This is a genomic window from Kitasatospora sp. HUAS MG31 (genome assembly GCF_040571325.1).
Classification (GTDB): Bacteria; Actinomycetota; Actinomycetes; order Streptomycetales; family Streptomycetaceae; genus Kitasatospora; species Kitasatospora camelliae.
On record NZ_CP159872.1, the window covers coordinates 266261 to 292035 of the forward strand.

Consider the following 25775-nt stretch of genomic DNA (forward strand, 5'->3'; position numbering starts at 1 on the left):
ACGACGAAGATGGCTGCGGCGGTCGGTCGCCCGCCCCGCCTGGATCGACCATAAAACCAAGAATCGATTATCTATCTGATCGTCTATCATGTGACCGTGCCTCAGACGACCCACGTCTCCCCCTCGGTGGGGAAGCAGCTGCTCTCCGAGCAGGTCTACACCCACCTCCGGGATGCGATCATGCGCGGGGACCACGCCCCCGGTGACGCCCTCAAACCCCAGGACCTCGCCAAGGAGCAGGGCGTGAGCCTGGCCGTCGTGCGTGAGGCGCTCGTCCGGGTGGTCGGCGAGGGCCTCGCCGACCGGCTGCCCAACCGCGGCTTCGCCGTCCCGGCCTTCTCCGACCGTCGCTGGCAGGAGATCGCGGAGGCCCGCCGGACCATCGAGCCGGTCATGCTGCGGATGTCCATCGAACGCGGCGATGTGGAGTGGGAAGCCCGCGTGCGAGCCGCCCACCACCGTCTGGCCCGCACCCCGGCGTACGTACCGGAGGAGGGCAGGCACTACAGCAGCGCATGGGCCGAAACCCACCGCCTCTTCCACCGCACCCTGCTGGAGGGGTGCGGCAACCTCGTCCTGCTGGAGACCTTCGACCGGATGTGGACCGCGAGCGAGCTGGCCCGCCGCTGGTCTGCGCACCTCAACCCCGACCGGGACGGCCTCCTGGAACATCGCCGGCTGGAGGAGGCGGCCCTCGCCCGTGACGCCGACACCGCAGCCGAGGTCCTGACCCGGCACCTCACCCAGACCGCGGCCGGACTGACCGACTGCCCCACCACAAGCCCACGAACGAAGCCTGACGCGCCTCGCCCACCCGGCCCACGTCCACACCTGACCACACCTGACCACTGACAGGAGCCACGACATGACGTCCCTCGAGGCGAGCACGGGCCGCCGCTGCCACAACGCCGTCAACCCCCTGCACGCGGCGGTGTACTTCGCACCGGAGCCGGAGGAGGAACTCGCGGCACTCGGTCTGGAACGCGGAGCCATGGTCTACCTCGCGAGCCGCGCGGCACCGCTCGGGGCCGTCGACGCGGGCACCGTCACAGCGACGTTCTACAACTTCAACCACGAGCACGTGCAGCGGTACATCCCCGCCGCGTGGACCGTGACCACACCGGAGGAGGTGCTCACGGCACGGCTGCGCGGCGCGGACCGGACGCTGCAGCGGTTACTCGGCAAGGAGTCCCTCACGTCCACGGGCATGACCGAGGCGGCCGAGCTGGCGCTGCACGCCACCGAAGCCTGCCGCCGAGAGGCCCGGCCGCTGTACGCCGCCAACGCCGACCTCCCCGTACCCGACGAACCGCACCTGGCCCTGTGGCACGCCGCGACACTGCTGCGCGAGCACCGGGGTGACGGCCACCTCGCCGCCCTGGCCATCGCCGGCCTGTCCGGCATCGAGGCGCTGGTGCTGCACAACGCCACCGGCACGGCCCCGACATCGGCACTGCTCATGCGGACCCGCGGGTGGTCCGCGCAGCAGTGGGACACCGCCCGGGACCGGTTGCGCGAGCGCGGCCTGCTGGACGAGGCAGGCGACCTCACGCAGGCGGGCACGACCCTGCGCGAGGAGACCGAGGCACTCACCGACCGCCTCGACGCCGCCCCGTACGACCACCTGGGCCCGGCCGCCACCGCACGTCTCACCGAACTGGCAGGCGGACTCTCCACCACCCTCAGAGCAGCGGGTGCCTTTCCCGCGGTGCACTTCGGCAAGGGCTGAGAACAGGAACCGGGGCGAGTCCTGGAAGCTGTCACGCCGACAGTGGATCAGTAGGGTTGGGCCGTGACGGGTGCCGCGCCAGGGCTGGGGGATTGCCATGTTGTTCGGGTCGCGGACCGGATTCGGTTTGGAGTTCCACGTCGAACAGGACCCGGGGCTGCTGTGCGTCGACGTCTTCGTCGGTGGGCTTCATGTGAACACGTGGGACAACGCGTTCTACCCGCCACTGCTGGTCAAGAAGCTCAAGGACGAGCTCAGTCGCTTCCGCACGCCGACCGCGCCACCGGTGGGGTTCACCTCGCCGTCCGAGTCGTTTCGCACGGCCGAGAGCTGGTTGTACGACATGTACGACGCCGCCGCTACCGGGACCGCACCTGGGGCCGAGGCGGCACTCGCCCGGTGCGTGTTCCTGGAGTGGGGGGAGTGCACCGACGAGGTGACGGCGTTCGCGTTCCCCGACGGGGACCGGGTGCACCTCGCCTGTCGGGTACGTGACGGAGGCGGTGCCGCCTGGGGCACCGAGGCCCGGCAGGAGCCGCCGGTGGTGTCGGTGAGCCGGACGGTGCTCGTCGAGACGCTGGAGCACGGCCTCGCCATCGCTGAACACGAGTGGTCCGCCCGGCTCGCCGCCGTCAAGGCCCGCAGTGACACAGGTGACGGCGGGGACGTGTCCAGCGTGCGCTCTCCGTAGGCGTGTCGGTGGGCCGGGGTGGGTCAGTCGGCTGCCGCGTACGGACCTCGCCCCTCGGCGAGCGCCCGGCGCCCGGCGGCGCCCCTGCCCGGTCGCCCGTCGTCCGGTGCGGCTGCGGCTGCGGCGCCAGCGGGCCGGCCGGCCGCGGCCGGCCCGGCAGGACGGACGGAAGCAGCAAGGGGACGACACCCTCCAGGCGAGGCCCGCCGAGGGCCTCAATGTTCCTCCGCCCGGCGTCACCGGATCGCCGCCGTCCGGACGGCTCCGGACTCCCGCGGGGCGGGGGCAGCGAGGCCGCCCCCGCCCCGTCCGCACGGGGTTCAGCTCTTCGGTTCGTCGCCGGCGTGGTCCACGATGCCGGCCCTCAGGACGGCCGTGGCGAAGTCGTAGCCCTTGCCGTTCCCGGCGCCCGGGGACGGGTCACCCGTGGGCGGGAGGCCGTCGGCACCGATGGGCGGCAGCTCCGCGAGGAGCACCTGACGCACGCCGAGGAACTCACCGGTCGTCTTGTCGAAGATCAGGGACACCCGCAGGGTGCCGTTCCTGCCGACCACCGCGACGCCGTGGCGCCCCGCAGCGTCGACCTCGTCGGCGACCACCCTCGTGCCGGGGATCCGCGCGGCCGTCTCCATGAGCGTTCCCGCGACGGCGGGCGGCGCGGTCACGTTCATGAAGATCATCTGGATGTCCCCGAAGGCGAGCTGGTGGCGCATCTCCTCCGTGATCGGCATTCCGACGACCTGCATGGAGCGGTCGGCGGAAAGGAGCTGCTGCAGGAGCTTGTCGGGGTCGGTGGGCAGGTGGGCGACGAACTCGTAGGTCAGGGAGTGGAGGCTCGCCTCCGTGGGTGCGCCGGGAACCGACCCCAACGTGGCAGGCCAGGTGACCCGGCCCTTCTCGTCGCCCGGCCTCGTCCCCCTCGTGCAGCTTGGCGCGCAGCCGCCAGGCCTCCAAGAAGGTCAGCGACACCACGTCCTCGGCCGCCGCCCAGTCGCCCAGGGTGCGCAACGCATAGGCGTAGACGGCCTGCGCGTGCGCGTCGAACAGCTCCCCCAGGGCACTCCGGTCCCCCGCGCGCAGACGCGCCCGTTGTGACAGTTCCATGCCCCTTCCTGTCCGCGCCGCCCACCGGGTTCCCGTGAGGCGCATCACACCGCTTGATCGACGCCGAGTACAGCCCGGCCTGCGGAGCAACCACGCCGAGACCGGCGAGCCGAAGCTACCCGAACCATCCGAGCCGCCGGCCGACGACCTGGTCCGGCCCGACCAGCGTGGGACAGGTCTGGAGCGTACGGCCGACGGCGGCTCCATCCGGCCCTCCACCGCAGACTCCGCGACATCGGCGGCGGCCTCGCCCGGCCGGCCGGGCGCTGCTGGGTCCCGGCGAAAGCCCGGGCATCAGCGGGGCGTTAGAGTCCGCCCCATGAACGACGACATCGCGGTCTGGTACCGGATCGCCGACCTCCTTCCGCCACCGGCCTCGAAGGAGGTCAAGGACTGCTGGGACATCGGCGAGCAGGAGGGCGGGCTCGGCCTGCTGGTGGAGGGCCTGCTCGCCCGCCAGGTCCCGATCGGCGGCGCGGACCGAGCACAGATCTCCGTTCTCGCCGAGACCTGGGGCGAGCGCGAGCAGCTCACGCCCGGCATCCTGCGCTGCCTCGGCGACGGCGCGCCCGCCGCGGTACGGCTGCTCGACGACGACGGCGACGAGGTCGAGGTGGTGACGGGCTGGAGCGAGCCGGAGCTCGCCGGCCTGGTCCTGGTGCCGTGGATCGGCTGCACCCGCTGCGACCGGGTCCTGCTGCGCGCCCACCGCTGGGAGCCCTGGGACGACTTCTCCTACCTCGCCGAGCACTACGTGATCAGCGCCCTGGACTCCGACACGGCACCGCGGATCTTCCCCTCCCATTCCGCCGGCGAGGCATTCACCGAGCTCCTTCACCGCTGCCCAGAGGCGTAGCCGGACGTTGAACCTCAGGTTGAGGATCAGGCCTCGACTCGACTGCGCGCAGAAGGGCGAGGACTGAAGTCGGAATCTCGGTCGGTCCCGTGGCGGGGGCGGTGCCCGGGACGGCCGTCACCTTGAGGGTCGTCGTGCCGCGGCCGAGGGCCGGGAAGCCGGACTCCACGGTGACCTTCCAGATGGCCGGCGGCAGGTGTTCCCGGGTGGTGAAGGCACCGGGATCCCCCGGGACGGCGACCAGGCGCCACGGTCCGACGGCCCGTCCGTCCGCGGCGACCGCGCCGAGGGTCGCCGCCAGCGGTTCGGTCACCGGGTCGCGGTCGTTCTCCCAGGTGGCCACCGTCCTGGTGTGGCCGTCGATGAGGGCGCTGATCTCGGAGTGGATGGTGTCGCCGTGGCCGGCGGCGGACCCGGTGGGGGCGAGGGCCAGGGTGCCGGCGGCCAGCAAGGACACGGAGAGCATGGCGGCGGGTCGGGTCCGCATGGTGGAGCCTCCTCGGCAGTCACGGGGGATGTACTGCTTGCCGACACAGGGGAGACCGCCGGCCACCGGGCAGATAACGGAAACCGGTACGAGTTTCGGACAAATCTTGACTGTTGGGTTTGACACAGGCCGCAAGCGCACCGGTCCGCAGCGGAGTGACGGACCGCCACGAGGGCAATGAGGCCCTCGACTTCGGCCCCGAGCTTGCTCGCCCGCGCGCAGCAGCGTCACGTCGAGTGCAAAACCCGGGGTAGGCGGGAGGGCCACCGCTGTGGCAGGGTACGGGGCCAGGCGGCCTCTCCCCGGGGTCAGGTCATCTGGGTGGGGAGAGGCCGCCTGTGCCTGCCACCTGGGCGGCAGCCTGCCCGGGTCTCCGACCCCGACCCCGACCCCGATGTCCGCTCCGCGACCGCCTTCGTCCTCGTGGCGGTGACCGGTGAGACCACAAAGTCATTCTGGATGCTCCGGCGGCTGGTCCGCCGCCGTGTGTGCGAGCGAGGCCGGCAGAGGACCGGCAGTGGCGAGTCCGATCGGCCGATGGATACGGTCCTTCCATGTCCGACTCAACCGAAGCCGTCAGCAAGCGCAACGCCGAGGTCGTCCGCCGCTATCTCCGGGTCTTCGAGACGAAGGAGGTCGCCGAGTTCCAGGAGCTCGTCGCCGAGGACGTCCTCGTTCACGGCGCGGGCATTCACGGCCAGGGGCGGCACTATCCCGAAGGGGCGGTGCTGACTCCGGGGCTGTCCGACTGCCGCGTGCAGGTGGACGACCTCTTCTCTGCCGGCGACCGGGTGACCGTGGCTTTCACGCTCACCTACACCCACGACCGCAGCGGCCGGGATCTCACCATGACGGGCGTCAAGTCCTACCGGCTCCGAGAAGGACGGATCGTCGAGTTCTGGGGCGAGACCGATCTGTACGGCCTCCTCCGACAGGCCGGACTCGTACCCGAGCAGATTCCGCCCCTCTGACCGGACCACGCCACAGCTGGTCGCCCCAACCCGGGACGGCCACGGAACAGGGCGAACGGTGCCTGATACGGCACCAGCGGCGTTCCAGCTCCGGCGACATCCCGCGGGGCGGTGGGGTGAACCCGTTGCCCGCTGTCGGGCCCCGTGAGAGGATCAAGGGTTTCAACGGTCCGTCTCCATTCATTCGCGCTTCGCCACGCGGATGAAAGGGTGCGGACCGTTTCCATGTCCACCGCTTTGAGCAATCCACCGAGATCCGGGAATGGCAGGTACTGTTTGATGGACTCAACGGAGCTGGCAGAAGCCTGCATCGAGGATGCGGGCAACATCCTGATTGCGCCTTCGACGTTGCACGGCAACGACTATGACATGATCAAAGACTTCTTCGGGTCCACGATCACGCCGGAGGACCTCGCGTCCGGTTCGCTCGATCTCGCACAGAAGACCGTCTACCTGTGCGGCGACATATCCGGGATCGGCGAACGCCACCTGCGGGCGGCCGACCGGGTATTCGTGATCCGGGAGCTTTCCCACGGTTACCGCGAGGACGTCGACGTATCGTGGCCGTTCATCGACCTCGGCCGGGTTCCCTTCCGCGTCCACGGCGTCGGCGTGTACTACCGCCGCTTCTTCGGGCTCGACGCCGATCATTTCGGACGGATCCGCGCGGAGCACGCGTTCCAGTCGCTGACGGAGTCCACCAAGCCTGGTACGGCTCATCGCAGCGGGATCTATCTGACGCCCGTCACGCGCAACGGCGACGAGTTGCATTTCCGCCTGCTCCGGTGCTCCACGAATCTCTCGGGGCCGACCGAGAATTTCAGGCCGACCGACACGCACATCGTCGAGGCTCTGAACCGCGAGGCCGCCGCGATCTTCCGGGACCAGGCACCGCTCAATCACGTCCTCGCCCAGATCTACCACAACACCCTTGCCACGCCCGAGCGCAAGCAGTCCAAGGCCAAGATCTCGGCCCATGCCGACAAGACCAAGGACATGCCCGCCAACGGCATCATGGCTTTCTGCACCTTCTATGACGGGCTCGACAAGCTGCAGCCCCTGACCGATGACGCCTTCGACTACGGCGTGAAGGGTGTCAGCGGGCTGACCAGACTCCAGTTCCGCCTCAAGGAACCGGCCGGAGAACGTCACGGGGCCGCGCTCCCCGCGCAGTTCAGCGTCACCCTCTACCCCGGCTCCGTGTTCTTCATGCCGCTCTCCACCAACCGCCTGTACACGCATGAAATCCGGCCCTCGACGCTGGACGTCGAGTTGCTCCCGACCCGCCTGGGATACGTGGTGCGCTGTTCGAGCGCCGAAGCCGTGCACAAGGACGGCCACACGTTCCTCAAGGCAGCCGGAGATCTGGTGAAGCTCGCGCCGCCCACACCGGCCGGCATGGACGAGCTGCGCAGGCTGTACGCCGAGGAGAACAGGACCTCGTCCTTCATGGACTACGGCGACGAATTCCTCTTCAGTATGAACACGGGAGACTATGGTGCCCCCCGAGTCTAGGATCGCGGACGAGATCCTCTCGTACACCTTGCCGACCGAGGGGAATCTCTTTGCGGAGCTGTCCGCGTCGGTTTATTGGGAAGACGTAGGAAAAGGCCGGCGAGGCGCCGTACTCACCAGGATCGACGAGGCGGGTGACGCGCCCCTCGTCCGGACCACCACGCGGTACGGCAACCCGACGCAGCGATTCCTGGAGGTGCACGAACGGCTGGCGCGGCAGATCCGAGAACGTGCGGCACTTTCGGTCGACTTCAACAACGCCCTCATCGAGAGCTACACGAACGCTTACACCACGATGGGCAGCCATTCCGACCAAGCCCTCGATCTGGCCGACGGGTCGTTCATCGCCGTCTTCTCCTGCTACCAGCATCCCGAAGCAAACTCGCCGAGGAAGCTGATCTTCGAATCGAAGGGCTCCGGCGGCGAGAGGTTCGAAATGCCCCTCACCCACCACAGTGTCGTCATGTTTTCCGTCCACTCGAATCGGCGGTTCAGGCACAAAATCGTCCTGGACACGCCGGACAGGACGGTGGAAAACCCATGGCTGGGTGTCACCTTTCGCACGTCGAAGACCTTCGTCCGGTTTCGCGACGGCCGTGCCCACCTCCCGCAGGGTGCGCGCCTCACGTCGGCCGACGATGAGCAGAGGCGGGAGTTCTACCGACTGCGGCGCCGCGAGAACGAGGAAACGGACTTCGTCTACCCCTCGCTGACGTACACCATCAGCGAGAGCGATCTGATGCCGCCTCTGACCTGGCGGGGTTTCGAGTAGCCCGCCGGGAAGGGCTGTGCTGCGATCGAGCGCCCCGGTCCCATCCAGAGCGGGCAGGACCGGGGCGGTCGGCGGATCACTCGTCAAGAACCCTTCACGGAACCAGCGAACCCTTTCAGCGGGGACCCCAGAGTGTGCCCACGCTCGTGGGTGTACACACCTTCCCGGGCGAAGACGGCCACCTTCGTGTGAACCCCCGTGTGCGCTTCGCTTGGTGACGGTGTTTCGCTCCCTAGGGTGCCGTCTGAGGTGAGCCGTTCGGCGAACCCGCGAACCACCCGAGGAGCCAACCGATCATGCGTACCCCTGTCGTTGACCTCTGGGGCCCGGTCTCCCCCGAGCCCCGCTCCGCGATTTCCTCCGCACCGGAGCCGCATGAGGAGTGGCCCCTCAACGGCGGAACCGCCTGGGTCTACTACAGCCCGCTGAACCGCCGACAGCTCATCAGGCCCGTCATCCTCTCCGACGGTTTCTCCAGCGGGTCGAGCAAGCTCGACCAGCTGTGGGAGGGCCTGGAGGAGAACGGCGACTTCCGCTTCATCTCCGAACTCCACGCGACCGGCCGGGACGTGATCATCCTCGGGTACGAGGACCGGACGGCGTCGATCAAGGACAACGCCGATACCGCCATCGACTGCATCCGGCGCGCGCTCAGCGAGCGGGTGGGCCGTTCGAAGCTGGTCGTGGGCGGCTTCAGCATGGGCGGCCTGATCACCCGCTACGCGCTGGCCAAGATGGAGCAGGACCCTGCCCTTCCCGACCACGAGGCGTCTCTCCACCTCTCGTACGACTCCCCCCACCACGGCGGATGGCTCCCCGTCTCCCTCCAGGCGTTCATCCACTTCGCGACGGACCAGTGGAGCGAGGACCCCATCGTGGGTGAATCCCTCCGCCTGTTCTCCGGCCTGCTCAACAGCCCCGCCGCGAAGCAGATGGCGCGCTGGCACATCGCGAAGGTCGACGACACCCCGGCGCCGGCACCGGAGCGGGTGACGTTCCTCAGGGAGCTCGACGAGCTCGGCGGATGGCCGCGGAACGTCCGCAGGATCGGTGTCGCCAACGGCGTGGACACCGGCACCGGCAACGGCGTCACGGCCGGCGCGACCGCGGTCAGGGGCGACGGCGAAACGCTGAAGGACACCTGGCTCAAGATCCAGGCCCAGGGCGACCAGGTCGTCGCCCGCCTGCAGAGGACCGGCGGGGAGCCCATCCTGGTCCGCACCAGCGGCCTGCCCGAGATCGACGGCGCTCCCGGCGGTCTGTTCACCCTGCCGCTGCCGACCGGTGACCCCGGCAGCTTCGGCCTGGCCGGCCTCCTCATGACGTTCCTCCGCAACACCGTGGACCAGGACGTCATCCGCACCTCCTGCTTCATCCCCAGCATCAGCGCCGTCGCCGCCGGGGACATCGCCGACCCGAAGGCGCTCTACACGCCGATCACACCGGACACCAGTGAGCTCGACGCCTTCCTGTGCGCCAGCCGCAACGAAGGCCACACCACCATGACCGAGGAACTCGGGGCGTGGATCGTGAACGAGATCGTCGCCAACGGGTGACCCCCTCCCCGGGGTGGGCGGGCCGAACCCACACGAGCCCGCCCGCCCCGGGCCCTGCGCCGAGGGCTCGCACCCGGCACGACACGCGAGCCCGACACTCCCTACCCACAGCCGCCGACCTGGACCTGGAACCCCTACAGGCGTCGGGGGCCGGCGCCGTCCTCGGCGAGTGCGTCGCCGGGGTTCAACAGGTCGCAGGCCTTCATCGAGAGGCAGCCGCAGCCGATGCACCCCGTGAGTTCGGCCTCAAGACGTTCGATGGTCTGTCGGCGCTCCTCCAGGCGGAGCTTCCAGCCGCGCGAGGCGCGCTGCCACTCCTGGTGGCTCGGCGGCCGGTCGAGCGGGACGTCGGCGAACGCCTCCCGGAGGTCCTGCAACGGGATGCCGATCCGTTTCGCCACCGAGATCAGCGCGACACGGCGCAGCATGTGCCGGGGGTAGCGGCGCTGGTTGCGCCCGTCGCGTTCGGACGCGATCAGGCCGAGTTCCTCGTAGAACCGCAGGGCGGACACCGCCGCCCCGGTCCGCGCGCTGACCTCGCCGATGGCCAGCCAGTCGTCGGGGGTGGCCCTGGCCTCGTCCGGCTGATGAGTTGTCATGCACCGCCTCCTGTTGACCTCAACATTACTTGAGGCCCTACGGTCGGCTGCGCCAGAGCGGCAAGCAGCACCGACCCCGAGAGGACGGCAGCCCGATGACGTTTGTGATCGCCCTGCCCTGTGTGGACGTCAAGGACAAGGCATGCCTGGACGAGTGCCCCGTCGACTGCATCTACGAAGGGGAGCGGATGCTCTACATCCATCCCGGCGAGTGCATCGACTGCGGCGCCTGTGAGCCGGCCTGCCCGGTCGAGGCGATCTACTTCGAGGACGACACCCCGGAGCCCTGGCGGCCGTTCAACACGGCGAACGACGAGTTCTTCACCGACCTCGGCTCCCCCGGCGGCAGCGCGAAGCTCGGCCTGATCGAGAAGGACCACCCGATGGTGGCGGCGCTGCCGGTCCAGGACACCGTCTGATCCACGGGGGTATGCCGGGGCGTCCGGCCGAGCGGTGTCCGCAGGACCGCGTAATCCGGCACGGCCACCGGGGCTGCACCGGCGGCGCCAGGCCGGGACCGCTCACGCCCCACGGACCGCCGACCGCCGACCGCTGCGCGATGAGGCCTTCCCTCGTCGCGCGGCGGCGGGTCACTCCACGCGGAAGCCCCCGTGGTCCGCTGCGCGGGGGCCGCGAGGGCATTCGGGCTCCGATCGCCGTACCGGATCCGGAAGTAGGCCGGTGTCAGCCCGAACTCCTCCGGCCGGGGACCGGGCATCTGCCCCGATGGTCCAAACCGGCCTGGACAGCAAAGGATTGTGCGACAGCCACCCGGATAATCAGGTGCCAGAGTTGTCGACGAACCCTACGATGTCGAGGTATTCGATGGTGGGTGGGGCGCCGTAAATCCCCGTCACCTTCTCGACGAGCTCTGCCGTGAAGAAGGAGCGGGCTTTCTCCTCGTCATCCCAAGCGTAGAAGTTCCTTGCCTGACCGCCTTCTTCGTCGAGCATGAAGCTCTTGAAGCGAAGGCCGGCCATGCCTTCGAACGGTCCGCGGAGTTCGCCGGCAATCTTTGCGAGAGTTGAACGATCGAACTTGCCGGTCTGCGCGAAAGTCACGAGCACGCCGATCATCAGGCCTCCTGTCGATTGGGTGAGCAACGGTCGATCGAGTGACGCTAGCGACGGATCCTAGTGCACGCCGCCGGAAATTCTGGTCGTGAGGACGCGAGTCGGAGATGCGGCTCGCGCTCGGCGATGCGAGCCAGGAACGCGTCAGGATTTGCCTGCATGAACGCCATCCGAATGGGTGGGCGATTTGACGCACTTCGTTGGTCAGTTGTCCTCGCGTCACGCAGGATGATCCACCGGATCAGGACTCGATGTGTGCCAGGTTCGGCCCGTACCCCGAGCGACTGCGCCAGCAGTTCGAGGGAGTGATCCGGCGGTTCAGGACGGGCGGGCTGGTGGCCGGCTGCCAGTCCGGCTCCGGACCCGGCACCACGATCTCCGCCATGCGCCACTCCCCCGTTCGGTCACGTCGGCCCTCGGGCGCAGCGGAGCCGTGCGGCCGGGTGCCGGCTGTGTCGGCCCCGGGACCGGGTGAGCAGAAGGCCGGCGCGCTGGGTGGTTCCTGGCTGCGCCGCCGCCAACCGCCCCCGAGCTGCGCCGTGTTCAGGACCGACGAGCCCGTACGGCGGCGCCGGGCGGGTCTACCCGGTGCCGAGCGGTGTCGGATCCGTGTGATCTGATCAAGGAATGATCTGCCGGTGCATCACCGAAGTACCGGCCCACCAGACCCGGCCCCCACCGCGGGGCCGCGTACTCCCGAAGGAGCCGCGCATGACCGACCTGTCAGCCCCGTCCAGCCCCGGCAACGTCCCCGACCCGCTGCGGAACGTGTACCTGCGTCTGGTCTCCGAGGAATCGATACCCGCGGAGGCGCGGCCGCAATTCCGCTACCTGCGCGCGCTGGCCCCGGACCTCCTGGCAGGCATCGCCCTCGACACCCCGGAGAACGTGCGCGTCCTCGACGACGAGGACGTGGCCCTCGTGGAGTGGGACACCCTCGTGGGGGCCGCGCACTCCAACCTGCTCGCCGCGCCAATCAACTACGACACCGTCGACCTCCCCGGTGGCGCCGTCCTCCACATCCTCGGCCACCCGGAGTCGGTGTTCGCGGCGAGCAAGGTGCTCGTGTTCGCCGAGGCGGTGCGCGCCGCCGGCGGCCCCGGGCTGCCGGACGAAGGCGTGCTGCTCGTCGTCCCGAACCGCCACAACCTCGTCTTCTACCCGCTGGCCGACCCGCACGTGGTCGAGGCCGTCAACGCCCTGGCGCAGTTCGGGCAGGGCGCCTACGAGGACGGGCCCGGATCCATCTCGCCGCGGGTGTTCTGGTGGCGCAACGGAGCCCTGACGTCGATCACGGTCTTCGACTCCGAGACCCGGACGATGAGCATCGCGCCGTCCGACGAGCTGATGGCGATCATGCGAGGCCTGGCCCAGTCCGCCGGCTGAGGCGCCGTCCGCGCACGGACCGGGCCGTGGTCACCCTCCGCATCACGTCCACCGGCCGCCCGGCTGTCCGGGTCGGCCTGTCTCCGTGACGAGCGCGGCGGCGTCCGCCCGCGAGTCGAACATGGCGATGACGGTGAGTATCCGGAGGGCTCGTCGTGCGGCGCGGCCGGCCGGGCCCTCGGCCACGCCCGGCACGGGAGCCCGGGCGACCGAGGGCCCTCCGGGTCTGGTGCTACCGCCGTCCGGGGCGTCAGAATGGGGACAGACAACCGCATATCGCCCCTTTCGCACCCGGTACGGCCAGACCCGACCGCCTTCCCGGCGAGCCCGACCGATGGCCGGCGACCGCCCACTCGGCGGGGCGCCGAACACGCCTGAGCGGCGCCGCACACGCCCCTGCGGGGTGAGCAGGCTCGAAGGAGCCGTCACGATGCGCTACACCTTAACCCCGTTACGTCACCGCCCCACCCGCTCCGACGACCGTCCGCACGCCTGCCCGGTGCCGCTGTCACCGGACGCGCTCGACATGCTCCGCCACGAGTACCGGGAACTCATCGACACCCGGCGGCTTCCGGAGCACATCACCTTCGCCCAGTACTACCTGGTCTGGCGCTCCCGACGACGCGGCGAGAACGTCGTCGGCCTCGACGACGGAGCCGTCCGTCCCGGGGCCAGTACGGACGCCCAGCTGATCAGCCACCCGTCCGAGAAGCTCGGCGGCGTGATCCCCACCCTGGTGCTGCTCGTCGACTTCCCCGACCAGCCGCACAACCCCGCGCACAGCAGACAGCACTTCGAGAACCTGCTGTTCAGCACGGGCGCCTTCCCCACCGGCTCGATGCGCGACTACTACCGCCGGATCAGCGGCTTCGACCCCGCCGCCCCGGACAAGGGCGGCATCGACGTCCAGGGCGAGGTGCACGACTGGTTCACCCTGCCGCACCCGCTCTCCTTCTACGCCGACCACCAATCCGGCCAGGGCCCTCGGCCGGGGCACAACGAGCCCGGCATGGCCTTCGACGCCCTGGGCATCGCCCTCCGGAAGGGCATCGCGTTCCCCGAGAGCCTGGACGTCCTCGGCGAGGGCATCGTCACCGCGCTGTTCATCGTCCACGCGGGCTCCGGCGCCGAGGCGCTCCCGCCCGCGCTCCAGCCGGACGCCCTGTGGAGCGCCAAGTGGACCCTCCCGCGGGGCTTCCCGGTCTCCGCCGACCTCTCGGTGCCGACCTTCCTGACCGTCCCCGAGGACTGCAAGGTCGGCGTCTGCGCCCACGAGTGGGGCCACCTGGCCGCCCGCTGGGCCGACTTCTACGACACCGGCGATCCCGAACTGGAGGACGTCTCCAGCGGCCTCGGCGACTACTGCCTGATGGCGTCCGGCTCCTGGGGCGGCCCGCGGACCGACCGCGGCAGCAGGCCGACCTACCCGAACGGCATGCTGCGGATGTTCCACGACTGGACCAGGCCCCAGCTGATCACCACCACCACCAAGGACATCGTCCTGCGGCCCGTCTCCGAGGGCGGCGACATCCTCGTCGTCAAGAGCCCGCGGATGAAGCCGAAGCAGTACATCGTCGTCGAGTACCGCCGCCAGAGCGGCCAGGACCAGTTCCTGCCGTCCCAGGGCATCGCCGCCTACGTGGTGGACGAGGCCATCGACAACGTCAACGACGAGAACCACCTGGCCATCGAGCTGATGCAGGCCGACGGCCGGCGCGACCTCGCCTCCTTCCTCCGCGCGGGCAACCGCGGCGACCGGGACGACCTCTACCCGGCCCTCGGCAACACCAGCGTCGGCGAACACACCAGGCCCCCGCTCAACGAGCCGGACGGCCGCTGGAGCGGCGTCACCCTGGAGGTCGCCGGCGCCGCCGGCGGCGACCGGATGGAGGTGAGCGTGACCGTCGAGTGAGACGAACCGCGCCCTGGAACTGCCGTCCCCGACCACTGCTGCTGAACGGGGGTCATGGCCGGACGGCGGGACTGCGAGCCCGTACACGGCCCGCCCGGGTCATGGCCGGACGGCGGGTCGGGCACGCGCGTGGGAGCGCTCGCGTGCACCGACCCGCCGGTGCCCGGCCCGCTGCCGGTGAGGGCGGGCCGGGCGGCTCTGGGGTGGCGGGGGTCAGGGGGTGGGCATCAGGACGGTGTCGACGATGTAGACGGTGGCGTTGGCGGTCTGGACGTTGCCGCACTGGACCTTGGCGGTGCCGTTGACGGTGAAGTCCCCGCCGGTGCCGGTGGCCTTGATGTCGCCTCCCTGGAGGGTCTTGTGGCTGCCGGGCAGGGCGGTGGGCGCGAGGCGGTTCGGGGTGACGTGGTAGGTGAGGATCTTGGTGAGCTTGTCCTTGTCCGCGAGCACCGCGTCCAGGGTGGCCTTGGGGATCTTGTTGAAGGCCTCGTTCGTGGGGGCGAAGACGGTGACGTTCTGCGCGGAGTTGAGCGTGTCGACGAGGCCGGCCTGCTTGACCGCGGTCACCAGCGTCGACAGCATCGGGTTGTTGGACGCGGCCGTGGCGACCGGGTCCTTCGCCATGCCGGCGAACGAGCCGGCGCCGCCCTTGGGAACCGCCGCGCAGGCGGCGCCGAACGGCTGGTCACCCTTCTGCTCGGCGGACTTGGTCGTGGGCACGGCAGCCGCGGGCGCGGCCGGCTGGACGGCGTCGGACGCCGGGGCGCTGTCCTGGGCCGCGTAGTCGCTGCCGCCACTGCTGCCGCAGGCGCTCAGGCTCAGGGCGAGGGCGCCGACCGCGAGAACGGCGGTGACGGAGGAACGGCGGATGCGGATGCTGGTCAGCGACATGAGAGGTCTCCTTCTGAGGAATCGGATCGGTGACAGGACTGCGGTGCTCGTCCGGGCAGGGTGGTGACCTGCCCGAAGCTCTGGGGGGACGGGTTCGTCGGGCGGTGCTCGACGGGGGCGGGCGCAGGGTTCAGGTGACCGTGACGACGGTGCTGTGCCAGCCGGTCGCGCCGGCCGGGAACGGGCCGGCTCGTTGCTCGCCCTGGACGGCTCCCGTCGCGTCGGTGGCCCGGACCTCGATCCGGTGGGTGCCCGGCGGCGCGCCGGCCCAGGTGTGGGTCCACTGCCGCCACAGGTCGGGTCCGGCGTCGGCCGCCAGGCGGGCGACCTGCCAGGGCCCGCCGTCGACCCGTACCTCGACGGCCGCGATGCCGCGGTGGGTGGCCCAGGCCGTGCCCGCGAGGGTGACGTCGCCGGCGGGGATCCGGGCGAAGGGGGCGGGGATCTCGATGCGAGAGGCGGTGCGCACCTCGCCGCACCGGTCCCAGCCGCGGCGGACCCAGTACGGGTCGTAGGCGGCGAAGGTCGTGACGTCCAGGTCGACGAGCCACTTCGTCGCGGAGGCGTAGCCGTAGAGACCGGGGACCACGCTGCGGCACGGGAATCCGTGGGCCACCGGCATGGCCTCGCCGTTCATCGCGACCGCGAGAAGGGCCCGGCGGCCGTCGAGGACCGCCTCCAGCGGGGTGCCGATCGTCATCCCGTCCTGCGAGCGGCCGACCAACTGGTCCGCCCCCGGCCGGACGCCGGCCCGGCGCAGCAGGGCGGGCAGGGAGGCGCCAAGCCAGCGGGTGGTGCCGACGTACGGTCCGCCGACCTCGTTGGAGACGCAGGACAGGGTGTGGTCGAGTTCCTCCAGGGGGAGGCGCAGGAGGTCGTCGAAGTCGAGCACGAGGGGGTGGTCGACCATGCCGTGGATCCGCAGGGACCAGTGACGGGGGTCGATGCGGGGCAGGGTGAGTGCGGTGTCGACGCGGTAGAAGTCGGCGGTCGGGGTGGTGAACGGGGACAGTCCCGGGGCGTCGGCGGGGTGGGCCGCGGCCGGCAGGGGCGGCAGCGGCGTGGCGGGCGGGGGGATGCGGACCGCTGCCCGGGCGGCGTCGATGTCGTAGCGGCGGTCGGACAGCAGGCGGCCGCCGGAGCCGACGAGGGCGGCGAGCGCCAGGGTGCCGCCGGTGGCCGCCAGCACGGTGCGCCGGCTCGTGGTGCCCGTCGGGTGTTCCTCGCCGGGCCGGGCGGGGTCGGCCGGGGCTTCGGCTGGAGCTTCGGCGGGCTGGACTGCCGGCGGGGACGGGGTGGCCGAGCGGAGGAGGCGGGCGAGGAGGAGGACCGCGGCGGCTCCGACGGTACCGGCGGCGACCGCGGGTGCCACGGCGGAGCCCGTGGCACCCGGCCTGGACAGCGCGGCCCAGCCACCGACCCCGCCGAAGACGGCGAACACCGCGGCCCCCGCGGCGGGCTGACGGACGGCGAGCAGCCCGGCGAGGACGGCGAGCAACGCCATGGTCAGGTAGATCCCGGCGAGCAGGACCGGCTTGTCGTCGGTGCCGAACGTCCTGATCGCGTACTCCTTGAGCCACGCGGGCGACAGGTCGATCGCCGCCGAGCCGACGGCATCGACCGGCGCGCTGTACGGGCCGGTGACAACCGCGACCGGCTCGCCGACGCCGACCGCCGCCGCAGCGGCGGCGAGCCCGGCTAGGGCGCCCGCCACCGGCCGGAAGATCCGATCGCGGCCGGGCGGCCTGGGGGTCGAGGTTTGGCTGCTCACACCCGCCATTCGGTGCACCGTGGCGGCCGGATTGGTGAGACTTTTTCGCCATCAACCGGCGGGCGAGGCAGCCGGTTCCGGGACCAAGGCGGGTTCAGCCGTGGAAAGTTGACGGAATCCCTGCCCGGTCCGAATCGCCACCGGCTTCAGTCCCCGGCCATCGACCACGGGGCGAGGGTGGGCTCGTCGCTGGTCTGGGCTTCGCCGTACTCGCGGGCGGCGGGGGCGGGACGGGTGAGGGGGTGAGGAATACCGCCCTGCCAACCCGGGTGTGAGCACGGTGGGCGACCGTGCGACGGCCCGGCACGCTGGACGTGAACGGACGGACACCACGAACGGAGAAGGTCGATGAGGGCGCGTGCGGGAGCCGCAGCACTGTGGGTGGGGATGTGTGTGGTGGCGGTGTCGGGGTTCCTCCCGGCGGCGGCCGTGGCGGAGCCGGTGCCGGCATCGCGGCCCGCCGGCCTCAGGGAGGGCATCGAGCAGGCGGTCGCGGACGGGTTCCCCGGGGTCGTGGCGTATGCCAGGCGCGGTGAGCTGGAGTCGCGGTCGGCGGCCGGGCTCGCGGACACGGCGAGCGGCGAGCGGGCCCGGCCGCACCAGCGGTTCCGGATCGCCAGCAACACCAAGTCCTTCGTGTCGGCGGTGCTTCTGCAACTGGAGGGCGAGGGGCGGCTCTCGCTGGACGACAGTGTGGAGAAGTGGCTGCCCGGCGTGGTCCGGGGGAACGGCAACGACGGCCGGGCCATCACCGTCCGGCAGTTGCTCAACCACACCTCGGGCCTCTACGACCCCACCACCGAGCCGGAGTTCTTCGCCCCCTACCTGGAGCGCCACGACTGGGACTACGTCTACACCCCGCGGGAGGTGATCGCCCGCGCCGTCCGGCACGAGCCGGTATCCGCGCCCGGCGACCGCTGGACGTACTCCAACACCAACTACCTCCTCGCCGGTCTGGTGATCGAGGCGGTCACCCACCACAGCGCACCTGAGGAGATCCGTCGGCGGATCCTCGCCCCGCTCGGCCTGAAGGACACCTCCTTCCCGCTGACCGACCCGACGATCCACGGCCCTCACCTGCACGGGTACGACCTCAAGGGACAGGACGTCACCCGGTTCAGCCCGTCGTACGACTGGACCGCCGGTGCCATGATCTCCACGGTCGACGACCTGGCCCGGTTCCACCGTGCCCTGTTCGGCGGCCGGCTGCTGCGCCCCGCCCAGCAGCGCGAACTGCTGACCACGGTGCCCACCTCCGACCGGTCGGCGTACGGACTCGGCGTGCAGCACCTCGACCTCGACCTGCCCTGCGGCCCGGGGCCGGACGCCGAGCGGATCGGTGTCTGGGAGACCGACGGCGGCGGCCCCGGCTTCACCAGCGTGTCGCTCACCACCGTCGACGGTCAGCGGCAGCTGGTCCTCGCCGCCAACGTCTTCGACCTCGCGGCCGACCTCGAGGACGAGCCGCGCGTCCCGCGGAGCACGGGACTGCTGAAGGCGCAGGTGGCGGCCCTCTGCGACTGACGGGACGACACGGCACCGCAGGGAAGGTGAGCATCCCGGTCCGCGGGAGCCGGTTCGAGGCCGGGTCCCGCGGCGGGCCGCATCCGCCTGGACGTCCGGGCGCGCCCGGACCCGCGGGGTGCAGCGGGCCGGACTCCCGCCGACGCCGACCCGGTGAACCCGAGGTACGAGGTCACGGACGGCGGACTCCCGACCGGGCGGGGTCCGGCCGTCGCCACGAGCGCCGGGGTGCAGCCACGCGGGGGGCGGCATCGGCCACCGGGCTGACATCCCCGCGGCGTCAGCATACGAACGACTGCGGACGGTGATTACTTGTCACCGTCGGCCATCGGCCTGTCGCCGTCCTGAGCGCGGTCACCGCGCCACGCCCCGGGGCCGAGTGGTCCGTGTCCCCCAGCTGAGGACACCCGAGGAGTCCCATGTCCCGCAGAAAGCTGTCTGCGCTGCTCTCGGCCTGCGCCGTGATCTCCGCCCTGACCGCCTCCACCGTCCTGACCACCGAGACGGCCGCCCGGGCCCACCCGGGCACCGTCTCCCACCGCGCCGCCGGCGGCCCCGCCACCCACGACCACCACCACGATCCGTCCGCCGACCCCGCCGACCCCGCCGACCCCGTCGGCGCGGCGTCGGCCGTCACGCCCGAGCAGGTCCAGGCGGAGATCTCCCCCGAGGAGGTCGCCGCACTCGGCGAGGAGCACGCGGCGGCCCATGCCCGGACCAGGCTCACCCTCCGCGGTGTCGGGGACTATCCGCAGACCATCCGCACCAATCGCCTCGCCGCGCTGACCGAGTCCCAGACCGAGGCCAACGCGGGCTTCGACGCGGCGGTGTTCGGCCGGTTCGCCGAGTACTTCCCCTCGCCGGAGTTCGGCGTCCACATCGCCCAGCTGCCCACCGGGAAGGTGCTGCTCTTCTCGTTCGAGCGGATGGAGACCAACCCCCAGAAGGAGACCGCTCCGACCGACACCATCGGGGCGGAGAACGCCGGCCGGGCCTATCTGTGGGATCCCGCCAAGGGCAGTGCGGAGGACGCCTTCGAGGCGGTTCCCCCGCCCTCGGTGGACATGCCCGACGGCCTGGGCGTCGAGCGTCCGGCGCCGCTGTTCTGCGCCGGCCACGCGTTCCTGCCGAACGGCATGCTCGCGGTGTTCGGCGGCAACCTCGGCGGCAACGGCGGTGCGGGAGCCAAGCTGTCGTTCGTCTTCGACCCCTGGACCAAGACGTGGACGCGGAACCCCGACATGTCGGTCGGCCGCTGGTACCCGTCGGTCGTCACCGGGGCCGACGGCCGCCAACTGATCATGTCCGGCCAGTCGGAACTCGGCTGGGGCACCCCCACCTCGGTGGTGGAACGCTTCCCCGCGCTGGGAATCGCCCCCGAGCACGACACCAAGAAGACCCCCACCGGGGTGCCGGTGGACCGGTTCGGGGCCGACGCCCCGTTCACCCGCGACTACCCCCACCTGTTCTCGATGAACGACGGGACGATCCACGCGCTCGGGCGGGCGCCCGCCGAGCAGTGGAGCTTCGATCCGATCACCGAGGCCCGCACTCCGCTGCCCGCCCGGCCCGACCTCAAGGAGCGCACCTACGGCTCCGCCGTGCCGCTCCCGAACGGCTTCGAGGGACCGGTCGCCACGCTCGTCCTCGGCGGCGACCGGGACAACCCCAACACCTACCGGCTCGGTTCCGACGGCTGGACCACCGAGCGGCCGCGCGCTTTCGGCCGCACCCAGGACGACACGCTCATCCTGCCCGACGGCGCTCTGTTCACCGTCAACGGCTCCTACGACATCCGCGACTACGGCAACGGCAAGTACAACCCCAACGCCGATCTGAAGTACCGCCAGACCGAGATGCGCGACGCGCAGGGCTACTGGAGACTCGGCCCCGTCCAGCGGCTGCCGCGCGGCTACCACTCCAACGCCGTCGTGCTGCCCGACGGCCGGATCATGGTGACCGGCGACGAGGCCCAGCAGCTCGCCAACGACCCCGACATCACCGACGACAACAACGGCAGCATCGAGATCTACGAACCGGCCTACCTGCACAAGGGGCCGCGCCCGGTGCTGGACGACGTCGAGCAGTCCGCGGTCGGCTACGGCGCCAGGTTCCGGGTGAGCACCTCCACCCCCGACCGGGTCGCCCGTGCGGTGCTGCTGTCCCCCACGACCGCGACCCACTCGGTGAACACCAGTCAGCGACACCTGGAACTGCGGATCACCAGCGCCGCCGGCGACATGCTCGAACTCCAGGCGCCGCCTTCGGCCAAGGCCGCCCCGCCCGGCTTCTACATGCTCTTCCTGCTCGACGGGAACGGCGTGCCCAGCACGGCCCAGTGGGTGCAGCTGACCCCCACGGCCCCGGATTCGGCCCCGGATTCGGCCGGCGCGCGTTAGCCGGACCCGGTCCGCCCCCGGGCGCGCCCCGCACCCCCCACCCGACGCTTCGCTGAGGAAACGATGACACAGGACCTGAAACTGCGTGAGAGTACGGAAATCCAGGGCGACATCCTCGCCGGATTCAAGAAGGACCACGTCACGCTGCTGTTCTTGAAGTTCGAGGAGGCCCAGCGGGCCCGCACCTGGCTCCGCTGGCTCACGCCGAGGATCGCCACCACCAAGCAGGTCGCGGCGTTCAACAAGGCGTTCAGCGAGGCCAGGAGGACCTCGGGCGGCGACGACCCGAAGACCCTCAAGGCCGTGTGGCACGGCGTCAGCTTCACCTACTCCGGCCTCCAGCTGCTGTCCGGCGCGGACCCGGTGCCGGGCGATGCGGCCGGCACCACCCTGGGGGCGTTCAAGGAGGGCGCGGCCCGCCGGGCCGGAGCCCTCGGCGACTCGGGGCAGAGCGCACCCGAGAAGTGGATCTTCGGAAACGGCACCGGTCAGGCCATCCACGCCGTGGTCACCGTCGCCGCCGACACCCCGCAGGACCTCGCCGCCGCGGTGACCGACCAGCGCGAGGCCGCCGCCCAGGCCAAGGCGGTGATCGTGTTCCAGCAGAACGGCGCGACCCTGCCCGGCAGCCGTCGCGGCAAGGAGCACTTCGGCTTCAAGGACGGCATCAGCGAGCCCGGCGTGGCCGGATTCGACGAGCCCGACCCGGAGCACCCGCAGTGGGTGAAGGACCACCCCGGTACGCGGATCATTCCGGCCGGGGAGTTCGTCGTCGGGCTGCCGCCCGTCGGCGGGACGGTTCCCGTCATGCCCGGCTGGGCGCTCAACGGCTCGTTCCAGGTGGTGCGCCGACTCGCCCAGGACGTACCCGGCTGGTGGGCGCAGGTCGCCGTCCAGCTCCAGGTCCTCAGGGAGGCCAAGACCGTCGCCCAGGACGCCACGGTGGAGTGGCTGGCCGCCCGGCTGGTGGGCCGGTGGCGTTCGGGGACGCCGATCTCCAAGTGCCCCTTCGCGGACGCCCCGAACGATCCCGACGCCTCCACGGACAACGACCTCACCTTCCGCGGCGACGAGCTCGGACACATCACCCCGCTCTTCTCCCACCTCCGCAAGACCAACCCCCGCGACGGGCTCGTCGTCACGCCCGGCGGTCAGCCGCTCCCCGAGGAGCAGGTCGTCGACAACCGTCGGATCATCCGCCGGGGCATCCCCTACGGCCAGCCGTTCGACCCGGCCTCCGAGGGCCCCGGCGGGCCCGACTCGCCGCGCGGCCTGGTCTTCGTCTGCTACCAGTCCGACCTGGTCAAGCAGTTCGAGTTCATCCAGGCGGACTGGGTCAACAGCCTCAACTTCCCGCCCCGGCCCAAGCCGCCCGCCGACGAGGACAGGAGGCCCGGGCACGACCCGATGATCGGCAGCTCCGGCCGGGTGACCTTCGAGGGCGTCTCGGAGTCGGGCGAGAACATCTACCAGGAGCTGCAGTTCCAGCAGTTCGTCCACACCGAGGGCGCGGTCTACAGCTTCGCACCGTCCCTCAGCACCCTCCGCCTGCTCGGCGCCGGCAAGCTGCCCGCGTAGGACACCCGAGCGGCCCGCCCGCCCGACCGTTTCACACGGCCGGGCGGGCGGGCCCCGCCGTGTGGCGCATTCTCGGGATCGCCCTCGTGTCCCGCCGCTCCCCGGCCGGACCGCCGGCAGGGTCCAGCCACCACAGACGGGTTCGTGCACCGAGGATGTGACGTGACGTGATGCGGACTGACACGGCCGGATCGTCACCCCGATGTACGTCCAACTGGAGAACGGCTACGAGACCGTCGCGACGGCCGGCCCCGGCCCGGAGCCGCATGAGCAGGGAGCCCAGTCCGCTGGACTCCTGCGGCTGTGAGGTCGCCTCGGTTGCCCGTGGGGTGTCCGGCCCCCGGGTCGGCGGAGGGCTTCGACGCCCCCGGCCGCGCGGCGGGCGGACCGCTGCTCGTGGACGGCGCGGCTCAGGCATGGGCCCAGGGTGCGTCGCGCCGGCGGGCGGCGCATCCGTAGGTGGCGCGGAGGATGACGGAGCGCCACGACCGTTCGCTGGTCCGCTCGGCCGCGTGGTCCCCGCCTGGGGCCGGAGCCGTACGCGTCCTACGACGGCACGGGTGCGGTGGGCAGGGCGTCGCGCAGGCGGTCGAGGAGCGCCCGGGCCGCGGGGCTCGCGGGTCCGGTGGCCGGCCAGGCGAGGACGATGCGGGCGCGGATCCGGGGCCGGGCGATCGGCAGGGCGCGCAGGGGGCCGGCCCGGCCCGGTTCCTCCTCGCCGAGCGGCAGGACGGCGACGCCCAGGCCCCGGGCGGCGAGCTGGACGAGCACCTGGGGAGCCGCCGCCTCGAAGGCGATCCGGGGCCGGAATCCGGCCTGCGCGCAGGCGCGTTCGAGGGCCGCCCGGACTCCGGTGCCGCGCGGCAGGCAGATCAGCGGGCGGTCCCGGAGGTCGGCCAGGGGGATGTCGGCCCGGTCGACGGGGGTGAGGAGCAGGTCGCCGGGGGCGACGGCGGCACCGAGCGGGGCGTCGATGACCGTCCGGTGGGCGAGGCCGGGCGGAGGCTCCTCTCCGGTGGGTCCCAGGAGGGCGATGTCGATCTCGCCGGCCAGGAGGGCGGCCTGCATCCGCTCCGAGGTGTCCTCGGTCAGCGCGATCTCCAGGCCGGGGTGACTGTCGTGGAAGTCCGCGAGGAACGAGGCGACGTCGAAGGCGTGACCGGTGGCGCCGGAGACCAGTCCGAGCGTGACCCGGCCGCGCAGCAGTCCGGCGTGCTCGTCCACGGCGTGCCGCACCGCGTCCGCGGCCGCCAGGGCGGCCCGTGCGTACGGCAGGACGGACCGGCCGACATCGGTGGGCGTCACCGCGCGGGTGGACCTCTCCAGGAGGGGCTGCCCCAACTCCTTCTCGAGTTGGCGGATCTGGGCGCTGAGCCCGGGCTGGGAGAGGTGGAGCCGGGCGGCGGCTCGGGTGAAGCCGCCCTCCTCGACGACGGTGACGAAGTAGCGCAGCTGGCGGAGCTCCATAACCACCGATTCTAGATCACCGTACTTTCATCTATTGGACAGATGGGCGGGCGGGCGACAGGGTTGCTCACATGGGGAATGCGACCGCTCATCAGCCAGGGAACGCCGAGGTCAGGGCCTTGATCGCGGCGGAACGCCAGGAGCTGGCCGACCTGCTCGACGGCCTGCGGCCAGCCCAGTGGGACGCGCCGAGTCTCTGCGCGGGATGGCGGGTCCGGGAGGTCGCCGCGCACATGTCGATGGGCTTCCGCCTCTCCCTGCCCGCGACGATCCGCGAGTTGGCCAGGGCCCGGGGAAGCCTCCACCGGATGACCGACCGCGTCGCACGCAGGGACGCCGCCGCCCACCCCACCGGCGAACTCGCCGCGTTCCTGCGCGACGGCGCCCACCATCCCTGGACGCCGCCGGTCGGTGGACTCCCCGCCGCACTCGGCCACGACGTGGTGCACGGCCTGGACATCACGAGCGCCCTCGGCCTGGACCGGCGCGTCCCCGAGGTCCGGCTGCGGGTGCTGCTCGACGGGATCCGGCCCAGCGGGCTGAGGTTCTTCGGCACCGACCTCGGCGGTGTGCGGCTCCGCGCCGAGGACCTGGACTGGTCGTACGGATCGGGCTCCCCCGTGTACGGCGCCGCCCAGGACCTCCTCCTGCTCGCCTACGGCCGCCGGCTTCCACCCGGCCGGCTCCGCGGCGAGGCGAGCAGCCGCTTCACCGCCGCCACCCTCGCCTGAACGCCGACACCACGCCCACAGAGAGACCCCCCTGATGCACCGCACCCGGCTCCTCCAGGGCCTGGCCCTGCTCTCCACCGGCCTGCTCGCCGGCGCCTTCGGCTACGGCGCCGCGAACCTCGTCCCGACCTTCAACGCCGTCCCCCTCGACATGCGACTCGACTTCCACGCCGAGCTGATGAAGATGAACGGGATCACCATGCAGGGGGCCATGGCCGTGTCCGCCCTCGGCTCCCTCGCCCTGGCCCTCCTCACCCGTGGCGGGCCCCGGGTCCTGGCCGCCGCGGCGGGGTCCCTGACCGTGGTGTCCTTCCTGGTCACCCGCTTCGGGAACGTCCCGATCAACGGCCGCATCAAGCAGTGGGCCGCCACCGCGCCGCCGGCCGACCACGCGGCCGTCCTGCACCGCTGGGAGCTGTTCAACGACGCCAGGACCGTCACCGCCGTGCTGGCGTTCGCCCTCCTCACCCTCCTCGCCCTGCGGAGCAGCGCTCCGCGGGGTGACGGCGGCCGGGTCGCGGAGTCCGGCCTCAGCCGTCGGTGTTCGCGGTGCGGATCCACCGCAGCAGGGCGCTGAACAGCTCGGGGTCGAGCTTCACGGCCCGGCGTAGCGCGCTGGTGTCGCCCACGGCGAGGGGGACCTGGGCGTCGGAGAGCACGTGGACCAGGTCGGCCCATCGGCCGGCGGTCAACGGGGCCGCGAGGGTGTCGTCCTGGCCCGCCGACCGGCCGTCACCCGCCGACCGACCGTCACCCGCCGGGC

24 protein-coding genes and 2 pseudogenes are annotated in these 25775 nt (G+C 71.4%); 16 read left to right on the top strand and 10 right to left on the bottom strand.

Going from position 1 to position 25775, the window contains the following annotated elements:
• Positions 1-96: 96 nt before the first annotated feature.
• The 3 genes from ABWK59_RS01255 (at position 97) to ABWK59_RS01265 (ending at position 2420) form a co-directional block, all read left to right on the top strand.
• Positions 97-852 carry a GntR family transcriptional regulator gene (locus ABWK59_RS01255; RefSeq protein ID WP_420492719.1) on the top strand — a complete coding sequence of 252 codons (756 nt, stop codon included), beginning with the start codon at positions 97-99 and terminating at the stop codon, positions 850-852.
• 13 nt (positions 853-865) lie between these two features.
• Positions 866-1729 carry an SCO6745 family protein gene (locus ABWK59_RS01260; protein WP_354637349.1) on the top strand — a complete coding sequence of 288 codons (864 nt, stop codon included), beginning with the start codon at positions 866-868 and terminating at the stop codon, positions 1727-1729.
• 70 nt (positions 1730-1799) lie between these two features.
• Positions 1800-2420, top strand: a complete 621-nt coding sequence (locus ABWK59_RS01265; protein WP_354637351.1) for a hypothetical protein — start codon at positions 1800-1802, stop codon at positions 2418-2420.
• Between the two features lie 320 nt (positions 2421-2740).
• Here the strand turns inward: ABWK59_RS01265 and ABWK59_RS01270 are convergent.
• Together ABWK59_RS01270 and ABWK59_RS36575 are read right to left on the bottom strand one after the other, a co-directional pair.
• A pseudogene (locus ABWK59_RS01270) lies at positions 2741-3313 on the bottom strand (hypothetical protein); the annotation flags it as partial.
• Positions 3314-3353: 40 nt separating this feature from the next.
• Positions 3354-3731, bottom strand: a pseudogene (locus tag ABWK59_RS36575) (RNA polymerase sigma factor); the annotation flags it as partial.
• Between the two features lie 112 nt (positions 3732-3843).
• Here ABWK59_RS36575 and ABWK59_RS01280 point away from each other — a divergent pair.
• Complete coding sequence (locus tag ABWK59_RS01280) at positions 3844-4380, top strand: hypothetical protein (protein WP_354637352.1); 537 nt, start codon at positions 3844-3846, stop codon at positions 4378-4380.
• On the opposite strand, the gene ABWK59_RS01285 is transcribed toward ABWK59_RS01280, so the two are convergent.
• A complete protein-coding gene (locus ABWK59_RS01285) occupies positions 4346-4867 on the bottom strand; it encodes a hypothetical protein (protein ID WP_354637353.1) in 522 nt (173 codons plus the stop codon). The genes ABWK59_RS01280 and ABWK59_RS01285 overlap by 35 nt on opposite strands.
• 554 nt (positions 4868-5421) lie before the next feature.
• Between ABWK59_RS01285 and ABWK59_RS01290 the strand changes: the two genes are divergently transcribed.
• From ABWK59_RS01290 to ABWK59_RS01305, 4 genes are all read left to right on the top strand, one after another.
• Positions 5422-5838, top strand: coding sequence for an ester cyclase (locus ABWK59_RS01290; protein ID WP_354637354.1), 417 nt, complete (start codon positions 5422-5424; stop codon positions 5836-5838).
• Positions 5839-6117: 279 nt separating this feature from the next.
• On the top strand, positions 6118-7353 hold the full coding sequence (locus ABWK59_RS01295) for a hypothetical protein (protein ID WP_354637355.1): 1236 nt from the start codon (positions 6118-6120) through the stop codon (positions 7351-7353).
• On the top strand, positions 7334-8125 hold the full coding sequence (locus ABWK59_RS01300; RefSeq protein ID WP_420492720.1) for an alpha-ketoglutarate-dependent dioxygenase AlkB: 792 nt from the start codon (positions 7334-7336) through the stop codon (positions 8123-8125). The genes ABWK59_RS01295 and ABWK59_RS01300 overlap by 20 nt, the downstream gene beginning before the upstream one ends.
• Before the next feature lie 296 nt (positions 8126-8421).
• Complete coding sequence (locus ABWK59_RS01305) at positions 8422-9681, top strand: esterase/lipase family protein (RefSeq protein WP_354637356.1); 1260 nt, start codon at positions 8422-8424, stop codon at positions 9679-9681.
• A gap of 134 nt (positions 9682-9815) precedes the next feature.
• Here ABWK59_RS01305 and soxR read toward each other — a convergent pair whose 3' ends face one another.
• The gene (soxR, locus tag ABWK59_RS01310; protein ID WP_354637357.1) at positions 9816-10280 is read right to left on the bottom strand and encodes a redox-sensitive transcriptional activator SoxR; all 465 of its coding nucleotides are present in this window, start codon (positions 10278-10280) and stop codon (positions 9816-9818) included.
• Positions 10281-10375: 95 nt separating this feature from the next.
• Here soxR and fdxA point away from each other — a divergent pair, with 95 nt between their 5' ends.
• Positions 10376-10699 (top strand): ferredoxin, encoded by a 324-nt coding sequence (fdxA, locus tag ABWK59_RS01315; protein WP_354637358.1) that lies wholly within the window; start codon positions 10376-10378, stop codon positions 10697-10699.
• A 360-nt stretch (positions 10700-11059) separates the two neighbouring features.
• Here the strand turns inward: fdxA and ABWK59_RS01320 are convergent, their stop codons facing one another.
• A complete protein-coding gene (locus ABWK59_RS01320; RefSeq protein ID WP_354637359.1) occupies positions 11060-11356 on the bottom strand; it encodes a hypothetical protein in 297 nt (98 codons plus the stop codon).
• A 238-nt stretch (positions 11357-11594) separates the two neighbouring features.
• A complete protein-coding gene (locus tag ABWK59_RS01325) occupies positions 11595-11738 on the bottom strand; it encodes a hypothetical protein (protein WP_354637360.1) in 144 nt (47 codons plus the stop codon).
• A 326-nt stretch (positions 11739-12064) separates the two neighbouring features.
• Between ABWK59_RS01325 and ABWK59_RS01330 the strand changes: the two genes are divergently transcribed.
• A complete protein-coding gene (locus tag ABWK59_RS01330) occupies positions 12065-12739 on the top strand; it encodes a hypothetical protein (protein ID WP_354637361.1) in 675 nt (224 codons plus the stop codon).
• Between the two features lie 430 nt (positions 12740-13169).
• Positions 13170-14651 carry a M6 family metalloprotease domain-containing protein gene (locus tag ABWK59_RS01335; RefSeq protein ID WP_354637363.1) on the top strand — a complete coding sequence of 494 codons (1482 nt, stop codon included), beginning with the start codon at positions 13170-13172 and terminating at the stop codon, positions 14649-14651.
• 213 nt (positions 14652-14864) lie between these two features.
• Here the strand turns inward: ABWK59_RS01335 and ABWK59_RS01340 are convergent, their stop codons facing one another.
• On the bottom strand, positions 14865-15536 hold the full coding sequence (locus ABWK59_RS01340) for a fasciclin domain-containing protein (protein ID WP_354644796.1): 672 nt from the start codon (positions 15534-15536) through the stop codon (positions 14865-14867).
• Between the two features lie 136 nt (positions 15537-15672).
• A complete protein-coding gene (locus tag ABWK59_RS01345) occupies positions 15673-17256 on the bottom strand; it encodes a molybdopterin-dependent oxidoreductase (protein WP_354637364.1) in 1584 nt (527 codons plus the stop codon).
• Between the two features lie 405 nt (positions 17257-17661).
• Between ABWK59_RS01345 and ABWK59_RS01350 the strand changes: the two genes are divergently transcribed.
• From ABWK59_RS01350 to ABWK59_RS01360, 3 genes are all read left to right on the top strand, one after another.
• Entirely contained in the window at positions 17662-18837 is a 1176-nt protein-coding gene (locus ABWK59_RS01350) for a serine hydrolase domain-containing protein (RefSeq protein WP_354637366.1), read from the top strand.
• 419 nt (positions 18838-19256) lie between these two features.
• Positions 19257-21236, top strand: a complete 1980-nt coding sequence (locus ABWK59_RS01355; protein ID WP_354637367.1) for a galactose oxidase early set domain-containing protein — start codon at positions 19257-19259, stop codon at positions 21234-21236.
• 63 nt (positions 21237-21299) lie between these two features.
• Complete coding sequence (locus ABWK59_RS01360; RefSeq protein WP_354637368.1) at positions 21300-22814, top strand: Dyp-type peroxidase; 1515 nt, start codon at positions 21300-21302, stop codon at positions 22812-22814.
• Between the two features lie 546 nt (positions 22815-23360).
• Here the strand turns inward: ABWK59_RS01360 and ABWK59_RS01365 are convergent.
• A complete protein-coding gene (locus ABWK59_RS01365) occupies positions 23361-24281 on the bottom strand; it encodes a LysR family transcriptional regulator (RefSeq protein WP_354637369.1) in 921 nt (306 codons plus the stop codon).
• Positions 24282-24352: 71 nt separating this feature from the next.
• Here ABWK59_RS01365 and ABWK59_RS01370 point away from each other — a divergent pair, with 71 nt between their 5' ends.
• Both ABWK59_RS01370 and ABWK59_RS01375 read left to right on the top strand, forming a co-directional pair.
• Entirely contained in the window at positions 24353-25012 is a 660-nt protein-coding gene (locus ABWK59_RS01370) for a maleylpyruvate isomerase family mycothiol-dependent enzyme (protein ID WP_354637370.1), read from the top strand.
• Positions 25013-25046: 34 nt separating this feature from the next.
• Positions 25047-25589 (top strand): DUF1772 domain-containing protein, encoded by a 543-nt coding sequence (locus tag ABWK59_RS01375; protein WP_354637371.1) that lies wholly within the window; start codon positions 25047-25049, stop codon positions 25587-25589.
• Here the strand turns inward: ABWK59_RS01375 and ABWK59_RS01380 are convergent.
• Complete coding sequence (locus ABWK59_RS01380; protein ID WP_354637372.1) at positions 25543-25704, bottom strand: hypothetical protein; 162 nt, start codon at positions 25702-25704, stop codon at positions 25543-25545. The genes ABWK59_RS01375 and ABWK59_RS01380 overlap by 47 nt on opposite strands.
• Between the last annotated feature and the right edge of the window lie 71 nt (positions 25705-25775).